This window comes from Chryseobacterium sp. G0201 (assembly GCF_003815655.1).
Lineage (GTDB): Bacteria > Bacteroidota > Bacteroidia > Flavobacteriales > Weeksellaceae > Chryseobacterium.
The window spans coordinates 1,092,077-1,105,319 of the sequence record NZ_CP033917.1; the positions used below are offsets into that span (position 1 = coordinate 1,092,077).

Annotated in this window: 5 protein-coding genes, 4 tRNA genes and 4 rRNA genes; all 13 read right to left on the bottom strand. The window is 40.6% G+C overall.

The window, feature by feature from the left end; genetic code table 11:
- Nucleotides 1–116: 116 nt before the first annotated feature.
- Nucleotides 117–190 (bottom strand) — tRNA-Ala (locus tag EG348_RS04840).
- 86 nt (nt 191–276) lie between these two features.
- Nucleotides 277–350: transfer RNA gene (locus EG348_RS04845), tRNA-Ile, on the bottom strand.
- Between the two features lie 223 nt (nt 351–573).
- Nucleotides 574–2,090, bottom strand: a 16S ribosomal RNA gene (locus EG348_RS04850).
- Nucleotides 2,091–3,658: 1,568 nt separating this feature from the next.
- A 5S ribosomal RNA gene (gene rrf / locus EG348_RS04855) occupies nt 3,659–3,766 on the bottom strand.
- A gap of 204 nt (nt 3,767–3,970) precedes the next feature.
- Nucleotides 3,971–6,737: ribosomal RNA gene (locus EG348_RS04860) — 23S ribosomal RNA — on the bottom strand.
- A 162-nt stretch (nt 6,738–6,899) separates the two neighbouring features.
- Nucleotides 6,900–6,973 (bottom strand) — tRNA-Ala (locus tag EG348_RS04865).
- A gap of 86 nt (nt 6,974–7,059) precedes the next feature.
- Nucleotides 7,060–7,133, bottom strand: a tRNA-Ile gene (locus EG348_RS04870).
- A 223-nt stretch (nt 7,134–7,356) separates the two neighbouring features.
- Nucleotides 7,357–8,873 (bottom strand): 16S ribosomal RNA (locus tag EG348_RS04875).
- The 16S, 23S and 5S rRNA genes sit together here with 4 tRNA genes alongside, the layout of an rRNA operon.
- A 1,120-nt stretch (nt 8,874–9,993) precedes the next feature.
- Entirely contained in the window at nt 9,994–10,680 is a 687-nt protein-coding gene (locus EG348_RS04880) for a hypothetical protein (protein ID WP_123981161.1), read from the bottom strand.
- Between the two features lie 11 nt (nt 10,681–10,691).
- On the bottom strand, nt 10,692–11,552 hold the full coding sequence (gene rfbD, locus EG348_RS04885; RefSeq protein ID WP_123981163.1) for a dTDP-4-dehydrorhamnose reductase: 861 nt from the start codon (nt 11,550–11,552) through the stop codon (nt 10,692–10,694).
- Nucleotides 11,552–12,037 (bottom strand): acyl-CoA thioesterase, encoded by a 486-nt coding sequence (locus EG348_RS04890; protein WP_123981165.1) that lies wholly within the window; start codon nt 12,035–12,037, stop codon nt 11,552–11,554. The genes rfbD and EG348_RS04890 overlap by 1 nt, the downstream gene beginning before the upstream one ends.
- Nucleotides 12,038–12,107: 70 nt before the next feature.
- Nucleotides 12,108–12,608 carry an OmpH family outer membrane protein gene (locus tag EG348_RS04895; RefSeq protein WP_123981167.1) on the bottom strand — a complete coding sequence of 167 codons (501 nt, stop codon included), beginning with the start codon at nt 12,606–12,608 and terminating at the stop codon, nt 12,108–12,110.
- A gap of 66 nt (nt 12,609–12,674) precedes the next feature.
- Entirely contained in the window at nt 12,675–13,238 is a 564-nt protein-coding gene (locus tag EG348_RS04900) for an OmpH family outer membrane protein (RefSeq protein WP_123981169.1), read from the bottom strand.
- Nucleotides 13,239–13,243 lie beyond the last annotated feature (5 nt).

Genomic DNA, 13,243 nt, shown 5'->3' on the forward strand with positions numbered 1-13,243 from the left:
TTTGTGATATTTTTACCGTTAATGTCAATGATCTTTAATGTCTTTCTGCTTGTCTGATAAATGAATATTTGTTTTGGCTCTATTCATCGTACTTTTAAATCAGACTCACAAAACTGTGGAGAATAAGGGAGTCGAACCCTTGACCTCCTGCGTGCAAGGCAGGCGCTCTAGCCAGCTGAGCTAATTCCCCCTCTAGTCAGATGTTAGATGTTAGTAATTAGATATTAGTAAAAAACTAACTTCTAAGTTCTAATTTCTAACCTCTATTTTAATTAGTAGTCTCGGGCAGGCTCGAACTGCCGACCTCTACATTATCAGTGTAGCGCTCTAACCAGCTGAGCTACGAGACTTCATTATTTAGATATTAGAGGCTAGATTTTAGATGTTAGACTAATTTCTAACGACTAACTTCTAATTTCTAATTCTAAAATCTCTTTCTCCCTGATACTAATTTCTAGTGGGTTTTGTATTTTTTTAATATAAATCAACCGAGTAAAAAACTAAAACGTCCTTTAAGTAAGTACATGGTACACTTAAGTACCTTAATTTTGTTTAACGTCTAAAGACGCTCTAAAATGAGATGTTCCAGCCGCACCTTCCGGTACGGCTACCTTGTTACGACTTAGCCCTAGTTACCTGTTTTACCCTAGGCAGCTCCTGTTACGGTCACCGACTTCAGGTACCCCAGACTTCCATGGCTTGACGGGCGGTGTGTACAAGGCCCGGGAACGTATTCACCGCGCCATGGCTGATGCGCGATTACTAGCGATTCCAGCTTCATAGAGTCGAGTTGCAGACTCCAATCCGAACTGAGACCGGCTTTCGAGATTTGCATCACATCGCTGTGTAGCTGCCCTCTGTACCGGCCATTGTATTACGTGTGTGGCCCAAGGCGTAAGGGCCGTGATGATTTGACGTCATCCCCACCTTCCTCTCTACTTGCGTAGGCAGTCTCACTAGAGTCCTCAACTTAATGCTAGCAACTAGTGACAGGGGTTGCGCTCGTTGCAGGACTTAACCTAACACCTCACGGCACGAGCTGACGACAACCATGCAGCACCTTGAAAATTGTCCGAAGAAAAGTCTATTTCTAAACCTGTCAATTCCCATTTAAGCCTTGGTAAGGTTCCTCGCGTATCATCGAATTAAACCACATAATCCACCGCTTGTGCGGGCCCCCGTCAATTCCTTTGAGTTTCATTCTTGCGAACGTACTCCCCAGGTGGCTAACTTATCACTTTCGCTTAGTCTCTGAATCCGAAAACCCAAAAACGAGTTAGCATCGTTTACGGCGTGGACTACCAGGGTATCTAATCCTGTTCGCTCCCCACGCTTTCGTCCATCAGCGTCAGTTAAGACATGGTAACCTGCCTTCGCAATTGGTGTTCTAAGTAATATCTATGCATTTCACCGCTACACTACTTATTCCAGCTACCTCTACCTTACTCAAGGCTCGCAGTATCAATGGCAGTTTCATAGTTAAGCTATGAGATTTCACCACTGACTTACGAGCCCGCCTACGGACCCTTTAAACCCAATAAATCCGGATAACGCTTGCACCCTCCGTATTACCGCGGCTGCTGGCACGGAGTTAGCCGGTGCTTATTCGTATAGTACCTTCAGCTTTCCACACGTGGAAAGGTTTATCCCTATACAAAAGAAGTTTACAACCCATAGGGCCGTCGTCCTTCACGCGGGATGGCTGGATCAGGCTCTCACCCATTGTCCAATATTCCTCACTGCTGCCTCCCGTAGGAGTCTGGTCCGTGTCTCAGTACCAGTGTGGGGGATCACCCTCTCAGGCCCCCTAAAGATCATTGACTTGGTGAGCCGTTACCTCACCAACTATCTAATCTTGCGCGTGCCCATCTCTATCCACCGGAGTTTTCAATATCAAATGATGCCATCTAATATATTATGGGGTATTAATCTTCCTTTCGAAAGGCTATCCCCCAGATAAAGGCAGGTTGCACACGTGTTCCGCACCCGTACGCCGCTCTCAAGATCCCGAAAGATCTCTACCGCTCGGCTTGCATGTGTTAGGCCTCCCGCTAGCGTTCATCCTGAGCCAGGATCAAACTCTCCATTGTATGTTTGTCTGACTCACTCAAAGTTATTAACGTTCTAGTCTTTTCCTTACTTGGTTGTTATATCTATTTTTCAATGATCTTCTTGTATCTTCCGCTTTTTACCATACCTAATTTTCTGTCGTTTTCAGTATAGATTTGCGTGTGCAAAAGTAATTATTTATTTCTAATTGACCAAGATATTTTTGATTTAATTTAAAGTTTTTTAATTTACCCTAATCTCATCTTTCAATATCCCAATCTTCTACTCCTCTGCTCCCGTTTTACCGGACTGCAAAGATACAAATCTTTTTAAACCTTACAACTTTTATTTACTAAAAATTTAAAGTTTATTTCTAATCCGTTTCGTAGTATTCATACTCTATTACCTACTTCTGCGCTACTTCCAACATATCGTTTTCAGTGGGGCAAAAGTACTCCAATCTTACCCACCATTCCAAATATATTTAACATAAAATTTACTTTTAGTTCATATTTAAGGGTAAGTAATTGATAACGTGGAAGAATAATTTTAAACTAATGCTTGTTTTTTTGAGGTATTAGGCCTGAGGAATTAAGGATAAGGCAGTAGGCGGAAGGGCTGAAGTGGTTTAGAGTGGGAGGATATGAGTCTTTCGAGGAGAAGATTTTGGGATTAACAGGAAGGATATTGGGTTTTTGCGCTTTAAAGTTGGAGATAAAAATGTGTTTTTTTTTGAATTAGGATAGTAAAGGGTTAATTCTGGGAAAGTAGAATAGAAAATGTAATTGATAAGGATGGATAATTAACCGGAACTTTTTAAGCTTTCAAATAATTTGAAAAATATACCCGGAAAATATTCTAAAGAAAAATAGAAAACGACAACAAGTGTGAAGGATAAAATCATCAGGATCCGGAATAAGCATGAAGCTATTGATTTTTATTTAAGGTTAGGCTAAAGCCCACTCCTATTGAATAGGGCTTACATCTTAAATTATAATCAATTAATACATGCCTTATGCGAAATTTTAATTTACCACAGATCACACGGATTTTCACAGATGTTTGTTAATATTTTTTAATTGAAAGATTATTTACTGCTACAGGCAACGAACATCTATAAAAGGGATTGCTTTACTTCAACAGGCTCAATACAGGCTAGCTTCGCTCCTCACAATGACACAAAAAAGTATTTAGTATTTAGTAAAAAATAAGGATGACAAGAAAAATAGCTTTTCTACACGGTATCAAGTTTGATAAGAATGATCTCTCGCAGATTAAGCGGATAAAGCAGATTTTTAAATAAATTTAAAAAGAGGTTTTAGATCCTTCCAGGATGACAAAGAGAGCGGGAGAGTTAAGGGTTTAAGAGTTGGAAGGTTTGATTGCTTTTAGCTTTTAGCTTTTAGCTTTTAGCTTTTAGCTTTTAGCTTTTAGCTTTTAGCTTTTAGCTTTTAGCTTTTAGCTTTTAGCTTTTAGCTTTTAGCAAAATTACTTATTCCCCGTGGCAATGATTTCTTATTATCTATTACCCATTATTTATATTATTCATGTATTGTGGTATGGACATAAAAAAACTCCTTCATCAATAGATGAAGGAGTTTTAAATAAAAACTGGCGGCGACCTACTCTCCCGCTTTCGCAGTACCATCGGCGCTGGTGGGCTTAACTTCTGTGTTCGGAATGGGAACAGGTGAGCCCCACCGCTAAAACCACCCTAAAGGCGTTATATAAGGTTGCAGGTTGATGGTTATAGATTGCAGGGAAAACCTGCTTTCTGACAGCTAACATCTGCTACCTGATTTTAATCGATAAAAACACTCACAAAGACAAAACCTTTCTTGCACTTGCAAGTCTCTTGAGATAGGTTTTTAATGTAATATTAATGATTACTCATTTGATGATTATATTTATTCCTTCAATAGGCAATAAATCTACGGGTAATTAGTACTACTCGGCTATGCTGTTACCAACTTTACACCTGTAGCCTATCAACGTCGTCATCTCCAACGACCCTTAAAAGATGTCTCATCTTGAGGCGAGTTTCGCACTTATATGCTTTCAGTGCTTATCTCTTCCAAACGTAGCTACTCAGCGGTGCTCCTGGCGGAACAACTGATACACCAGAGGTTTGTTCAATTCGGTCCTCTCGTACTAGAATCAAGCCCTCTCAAACATCTAACGCCCGCAATAGATAGAGACCGAACTGTCTCACGACGTTCTGAACCCAGCTCGCGTGCCACTTTAATGGGCGAACAGCCCAACCCTTGGGACCTTCTCCAGCCCCAGGATGTGACGAGCCGACATCGAGGTGCCGAACCTCCCCGTCGATGTGAGCTCTTGGGGGAGACTAGCCTGTTATCCCCGGAGTACCTTTTATCCTATGAGCGATGGCCCTTCCATACGGAACCACCGGATCACTATGTCCTGCTTTCGCACCTGATCGACTTGTAGGTCTCACAGTCAAGCACCCTTATGCCATTACACTCTACGCACGGTTACCAAGCGTGCTGAGGGTACCTTTGAAAGCCTCCGTTACTCTTTTGGAGGCGACCACCCCAGTCAAACTACCCACCACGCAATGTCCTTCTAAAAGAAGTTAGGCTCCAAGTAAGTAAAGGGTGGTATTTCAACGTTGACTCCACAAACACTAGCGTGCCTGCTTCAAAGTCTCCCACCTATCCTACACATTACTTACTCAAAGTCAATACGAAGTTATAGTAAAGGTTCACAGGGTCTTTTCGTCCCATTGCGGGTACTCGGCATCTTCACCGAGACTACAATTTCACAGAGCTCATGGTTGAGACAGTGCCCAGATCGTTACACCATTCGTGCAGGTCGGAACTTACCCGACAAGGAATTTCGCTACCTTAGGACCGTTATAGTTACGGCCGCCGTTTACTGGGGCTTCAGTCAAACGCTTCGCATTACTGCTAACGCCCTTCCTTAACCTTCCAGCACCGGGCAGGTGTCAGACCCTATACAGCATCTTTCGATTTAGCAGAGTCCTGTGTTTTTGATAAACAGTCGCCTGGGCCTTTTTACTGCGGCCACCATTGCTGATGGCGTCTCTTCTCCCGAAGTTACGAGACTATTTTGCCTAGTTCCTTAACCATGATTCACTCTAGCACCTTAGGATTCTCTCCTCGACTACCTGTGTCGGTTTTGGTACGGGTTGCTTCACTTCGGCTTTTCTTGGAAGCACTTTCCTTACAGCAACTTCGCCCGAAGGCTAGGTCTTGACTATTCCGTCAGTCTCCAGTAAGTACGGCACTCCGTCCCCTTTTTAGTGTGAGCAAGTATGGGAATATTAACCCATTGTCCATCCACTACCCCTTTCGGGTTCGCGTTAGGTCCCGACTAACCCTCAGCTGATTAGCATGGCTGAGGAAACCTTAGTCTTTCGGTGAGCGGGTTTCTCGCCCGCTTTATCGTTACTTATGCCTACATTTTCTTTTCTGTACGCTCCACAATGGCTCACGCCACTGCTTCTGTGCAAACAGAATGCTCCCCTACCAGATATAACCCAATGGTTATAAATCCATAGCTTCGGTACTCTATTTATGCCCGATTATTATCCATGCCGGACCGCTCGACTAGTGAGCTGTTACGCACTCTTTAAATGAATGGCTGCTTCCAAGCCAACATCCTAGCTGTCAATGCAGTCCAACCGCGTTGCTTCAACTTAATAGAGATTTGGGGACCTTAGCTGTTGGTCTGGGTTCTTTCCCTCTCGGACACGGACCTTAGCACCCGCGCCCTCACTGCCGTGGAACATTTATTAGCATTCGGAGTTTGTCAGGAATTGGTAGGATTTGACTCCCCCGCATCCAATCAGTAGCTCTACCTCTAATAAACTTATACACGACGCTGCACCTAAATGCATTTCGGGGAGTACGAGCTATCTCCCAGTTTGATTGGCCTTTCACCCCTACCCACAGGTCATCCGAAGACTTTTCAACGTCAACCGGTTCGGTCCTCCACTTTGTGTTACCAAAGCTTCAACCTGCCCATGGGTAGATCACAAGGTTTCGCGTCTAATACTACTAACTAAGCGCCCTATTCAGACTCGCTTTCGCTCCGGCTCCGGACCTGAAGTCCTTAACCTCGCTAGTAACATTAACTCGTAGGCTCATTATGCAAAAGGCACGCCGTCACCCAACATGTGGGCTCCGACCGCTTGTAGGCGTACGGTTTCAGGTTCTATTTCACCCTTCTATTCGAAGTGCTTTTCACCTTTCCTTCACAGTACTTGTTCACTATCGGTCTTTCAGGAGTATTTAGCCTTGGAGGATGGTCCCCCCATATTCAGACAGGATTTCACGTGTCCCGCCCTACTCATTTATCATCAAAATATACCTTTCAAATACGGGGCTATCACCCTCTATGGCTGTTCTTTCCAGAACATTCTTTTAAATATATAAAGACTTTTGGGCTAATCCGCGTTCGCTCGCCACTACTTACGGAATCTCTTCGATTTCTTTTCCTCCGGGTACTTAGATGTTTCAGTTCTCCGGGTTTGCTCTCTAAATAAATTTAGAGTGACATGTCTTCAACATGCCGGGTTGCCCCATTCGGACATCTGCGGATCAATTCGTGTGTGCCGATCCCCGCAGCTTTTCGCAGCTTACCGCGTCCTTCTTCGCCTCTGAAAGCCTAGGCATCCGCCATACGCCCTTAACGATTTCTTTCCTATTTTATTAATTACTCAAGCACTCGCAAGTGCTCGGTTTTCTCTTTGTGATATTTTTACCGTTAATGTCAATGATCTTTAATGTCTTTCTGCTTGTCTGATAAATGAATATTTGTTTTGGCTCTATTCATCGTACTTTTAAATCAGACTCACAAAACTGTGGAGAATAAGGGAGTCGAACCCTTGACCTCCTGCGTGCAAGGCAGGCGCTCTAGCCAGCTGAGCTAATTCCCCCTCTAGTCAGATGTTAGATGTTAGTAATTAGATATTAGTAAAAAACTAACTTCTAAGTTCTAATTTCTAACCTCTATTTTAATTAGTAGTCTCGGGCAGGCTCGAACTGCCGACCTCTACATTATCAGTGTAGCGCTCTAACCAGCTGAGCTACGAGACTTCATTATTTAGATATTAGAGGCTAGATTTTAGATGTTAGACTAATTTCTAACGACTAACTTCTAATTTCTAATTCTAAAATCTCTTTCTCCCTGATACTAATTTCTAGTGGGTTTTGTATTTTTTTAATATAAATCAACCGAGTAAAAAACTAAAACGTCCTTTAAGTAAGTACATGGTACACTTAAGTACCTTAATTTTGTTTAACGTCTAAAGACGCTCTAAAATGAGATGTTCCAGCCGCACCTTCCGGTACGGCTACCTTGTTACGACTTAGCCCTAGTTACCTGTTTTACCCTAGGCAGCTCCTGTTACGGTCACCGACTTCAGGTACCCCAGACTTCCATGGCTTGACGGGCGGTGTGTACAAGGCCCGGGAACGTATTCACCGCGCCATGGCTGATGCGCGATTACTAGCGATTCCAGCTTCATAGAGTCGAGTTGCAGACTCCAATCCGAACTGAGACCGGCTTTCGAGATTTGCATCACATCGCTGTGTAGCTGCCCTCTGTACCGGCCATTGTATTACGTGTGTGGCCCAAGGCGTAAGGGCCGTGATGATTTGACGTCATCCCCACCTTCCTCTCTACTTGCGTAGGCAGTCTCACTAGAGTCCTCAACTTAATGCTAGCAACTAGTGACAGGGGTTGCGCTCGTTGCAGGACTTAACCTAACACCTCACGGCACGAGCTGACGACAACCATGCAGCACCTTGAAAATTGTCCGAAGAAAAGTCTATTTCTAAACCTGTCAATTCCCATTTAAGCCTTGGTAAGGTTCCTCGCGTATCATCGAATTAAACCACATAATCCACCGCTTGTGCGGGCCCCCGTCAATTCCTTTGAGTTTCATTCTTGCGAACGTACTCCCCAGGTGGCTAACTTATCACTTTCGCTTAGTCTCTGAATCCGAAAACCCAAAAACGAGTTAGCATCGTTTACGGCGTGGACTACCAGGGTATCTAATCCTGTTCGCTCCCCACGCTTTCGTCCATCAGCGTCAGTTAAGACATGGTAACCTGCCTTCGCAATTGGTGTTCTAAGTAATATCTATGCATTTCACCGCTACACTACTTATTCCAGCTACCTCTACCTTACTCAAGGCTCGCAGTATCAATGGCAGTTTCATAGTTAAGCTATGAGATTTCACCACTGACTTACGAGCCCGCCTACGGACCCTTTAAACCCAATAAATCCGGATAACGCTTGCACCCTCCGTATTACCGCGGCTGCTGGCACGGAGTTAGCCGGTGCTTATTCGTATAGTACCTTCAGCTTCCCACACGTGGAAAGGTTTATCCCTATACAAAAGAAGTTTACAACCCATAGGGCCGTCGTCCTTCACGCGGGATGGCTGGATCAGGCTCTCACCCATTGTCCAATATTCCTCACTGCTGCCTCCCGTAGGAGTCTGGTCCGTGTCTCAGTACCAGTGTGGGGGATCACCCTCTCAGGCCCCCTAAAGATCATTGACTTGGTGAGCCGTTACCTCACCAACTATCTAATCTTGCGCGTGCCCATCTCTATCCACCGGAGTTTTCAATATCAAATGATGCCATCTAATATATTATGGGGTATTAATCTTCCTTTCGAAAGGCTATCCCCCAGATAAAGGCAGGTTGCACACGTGTTCCGCACCCGTACGCCGCTCTCAAGATCCCGAAAGATCTCTACCGCTCGGCTTGCATGTGTTAGGCCTCCCGCTAGCGTTCATCCTGAGCCAGGATCAAACTCTCCATTGTATGTTTGTCTGACTCACTCAAAGTTATTAACGTTCTAGTCTTTTCCTTACTTGGTTGTTATATCTATTTTTCAATGATCTTCTTGTATCTTCCGCTTTTTACCATACCTAATTTTCTGTCGTTTTCAGTATAGATTTGCGTGTGCAAAAGTAATTATTTATTTCTAATTGACCAAGATATTTTTGATTTAATTTAAAGTTTTTTAATTCACCCTAATCTCATCTTTCAACATCCCAATCTTCTACTCCTCTGCTCCCGTTTTACCGGACTGCAAAGATACAAATCTTTTTAAACCTTACAACTTTTATTTACTAAAAATTTAAAGTTTATTTCTAATCCGTTTCGTAGTATTCATACTCTATTACCTCCTTCTGCGCTACTTCCAACTTCTCGTTTTCAGTGGGGCAAAAGTACTCCAACTTTTCCCACCATTCCAAATATATTTAACATAATGTTCATATAAAATCTGTATTGTGGAAAAGTTTTGATTATAAGCTATTGATATAGTTTTATTTATAAAGTAAGCCGTAGTTATCCACACTATTCGATTGTCTTTTTGAGAAGTGTCAGAATAGGTGTTTTCAACGGTTGAAAGTACTTTGAAGGGTGATTTCTTATATAATCTGGTATACTATATATAAGGTATAAGGAAAACTAATATGTTTTAAGGGATGCTTTTTTATCTAACCACAGATCTACACAGATTGGCACAGATGAGTGTGGGATAACTTAGATGTTTGAGGGTGGGTAGAGTTGGAGGCTAGCTTTTCTAGTTTGTTTGGGAGTTGTTGAAAGGAAAGGCGTAAGAGAAAAGGAATCCGGATTGATAAACCGTCAATGTCTGGGGACGAGAAATAGTAATAAAAATGCCCAATACCCTAGCCCGGATTGAAGCGGCATCCTTTTGAGTGGCGGCCGGAGCGAAGCGCAGGACGTCACTCAAAAGATACAGCGGAAAGCAGGATCAAGCTCCTGAAAAGTTTTGAGTGGGAGAGGGAATGGGTGGGAGAGTCTGGGAGTGGGAGAATTGGAGGGTTTGGGAGTGCTTTGCTTCGACAGGCTCAGCACTCGCTAGCTTCGCTTCTCGCGATGATAATTTGTGGAAATAAAAAAGCAGAGTTTAATTACTCTGCTTTTCTTTATTATATATAGTACTTAGAAATTCTGCGTAGGATTTTTCTAAACCTATGATATCGCCTGATTTTAAATTTAATCCTCCTACTCCTGTTTCGTCGGATTTTATTTTTGCAGCGGAAATCTGAAAATATTGATTTTCTTCTTCAGCTTTAGGCTGCAGCTTTATTGTTGATCCTAATAGTTTCTTTGTAGAAATTGCGTAAATTTCTCCCGGCATGGTCTTCACAATTGTGTATGATCTTGGAGACAAAGTGTAGTCTTTTTTATTTATGCTGATTTTTTGAGCTTTATCTGATGAAGCAAATAAATAGATATTCCCTTTTTGGTTTAAAAATTTCTCTTTTGAGATATAATATAAGGCCAATTTATAATTTGAAGGATTGAAAGGCTGTGGTGAGCCATCAATGTTTTCAAATGGTTTTAATGAAAATGCATTAGCTCCGATTTCTTTTGCCTTCTTATAGATTAAAGAAAAAACTTCAGCGTCGTTTTTGGAAAAGCCCTGCACTTCTACTTCTCCTAAAAGTTCGGCCTGCTTTGCTTCTTCATTTATTTTATACAAAAATTTATCGGTGTTATCATGTGTCTTTTCAACCTTGGTTAAATAAACATTCTGAGCACTGAAAACCTGAGCAAAAAGAACAAAAATGATAATTCCTAAATTTTTCATGAGATATTATTTTATTGTGAAAGGATTTCTACACATTCTTCTAAACTATTCTCCCAATGTTTTAGTTCAATTTTATAAGTTTCTTCAATTTTATCTAAACACATTGTGCTTCTCTTTGGGCGTTTTGCCGGAGTTGGATATTGTTCTGTTGTTAATGCGTTTAATTTTACTGAAGATTTTGAAAATTCAGCAATCTTTTTAGCAAATTCAAACCAAGTTGTTTCCGGGTAATTTGAAAAGTGGAATACACCGAAAGTCTTCGTTGGTGCTTCAATGATTTTCATGATCGCTTCTGCCAAATCGTTTGCATTGGTGGGCTGACCATATTGATCTGCAACAATTCCAAGCTCGTCTTTTTGCGAAAATAGATTCAGCATCGTCTTCACAAAGTTTTTGTTGAACTCTGAATATAGCCAAGATGTTCTTAGAATAATGGTTTTAGGATTAATTTCTAAAGCCAATTCTTCTCCTTTTAATTTTGATTCTCCATAAACGCCGATCGGGTTTGTGAAATCATCTTCTGAATAATCCAAATTGGTTTCTCCATCAAAAACATAATCTGTAGAAACATGGATGAATATTGTTTTATTATCTAAGCAAGCCTGAGCAAGATTTGCTACACCCTCTGCATTTACAGCAAATGCTTTTTCACTTTCTTTTTCGGCAAGGTCTACTGCAGTGTACGCTGATGCATTGATACAGAAATCCGGCTTTTCATTATTGAAAAAAGTATTTACCTGATCAACGTTCGTAATATCAAGCGTTTGTGAATCTGTGAAAACAAATTCGTAATCAAGTTCAAAATCAGGTGCAATTTTTCTTATGCAGTTGCCTAATTGTCCGTTGCTTCCTATAACTAATATTTTCTTCATTATGAATTTTTCGCGTTTTGTGATCTTAAAAATTTAACTCTTGACTGAAAATCTTTCTGTTCTAAATCTACGTAGAATTTATGAAATGTATCTTTGATATCTTCAGGGTGAACTTCCGATTTTCTTGTTTTCATATTAAAATAAATTATCGTAACCCATAATACTGCATGAACTGTTTTCTCATCTAAGCTTTTCATCAGTATTTCTACTTTTGCAGTTCTGTCTTTTATCTCGATTGTTTTACTACTTATAACAACCTGTGTATTATATCTTACTTCTTTTAAATAAGCTATTTCGTTTTGAATGGCAATCCATGTACAGCCGGTTTTTTTAGTATACTCTTCATAAGTGAATCCGTAAAATGTTTCTACGTGATCCTCCCTTGCATTGAACATATAATCCAGATATTTTACATTATTCAAATGCCCTATCGGATCACAATCACTGAATCTCACTTTTACCGTGGTTGATACTTCTTTTTCCATTTGGCAAAAATAAAAAAACCACCTCTAAAAGAGGTGGTTAGTTTTATAAATCTTTGTTAATTTGTTACAATTAAAGACCTAATTCTTTTTTTACAGCTGGAGTAGCATCAACACCTGCTTTGTAAACAAATGCAGAAGAGTTAGCATCCATCACGTAATCATAACCGTTAGCTTTAGAAACTTTAGTTACAACATCGTTTAATTTCTTTTCAACCGGCTCATAAGCTGCATCTCTTTTAGCAACGAAATCTTTTTGCGCTTTATCTTGCATTTGGTTGATCTCGTCATTCATTTTAGATAATTCAGCTTCTCTTGCTTTGTTTTCTTCAGCAGTTTTCTTTGGAGCTTCTTCAGTATATTGCTTTAATTTAGCTTGTCCAGCGTCAGCTTTCTTTTTAATTTCAGCTTGTTTAGCATCTAAGAAAGTTTTTAAGTCAGCATCTGCTTTTTTCTTTTCAGGCATTGCTTCAAGAACACCCATAACATCTAAAGTAGCAATTTTTTGAGCTTTTGCCATACCTACAGATACAACCATCATTACTGCTGCAAATAATACACTTAATTTTTTCATAATTGGTAAATAAATAATTTAATTTGTTTTTAGATTTTAAATATAGGTAAAAGTTAATTATGATAATTACTTTTTACCTTTCGTACTTGTTTTTTCCTTTTTATCAGATCCTGACGAATCTTTTAATAAGATATCCAATACTTTGTCTGTATAGTCGAATCTTTTTTGAAGAAAAATAACATTAACGTTATTGGCTTTATCAAGAACTATGCCCAAGCCATTCTTCTCAGACATGGTTTTGATGGCTGTCCAGATCTGATCCTGGAACGGCACAACCAAACTTGTTCTTAGCTTAGTGATCTCACCATTAGCTCCAAACCTTAAACTTGTAGTAGTTTTGATGTTTTTATCTAAATCCATCACCTCTTTTTCTCTAAGCTTTAATTGGTCTCCGACTAATAATACTTTCTCGTTCTCAAAAGCTGATCTTTTCTTTTCAAACTCAGATTGTAAATTCTGAAGTTCTGATTGCCAAGTATCAATTTGTGAGTTTAATCTGGCTTCCGCTTCTTTATATTGAGGTAATTTATCCAAAATATATTCTGTATCAACTACGCCCATTTTTTGAGCATTGCTCAATCCGAAAAGCAAGAATAATACAAATGTGAAAGCTAATTTAAAGTTTTTCATATTGC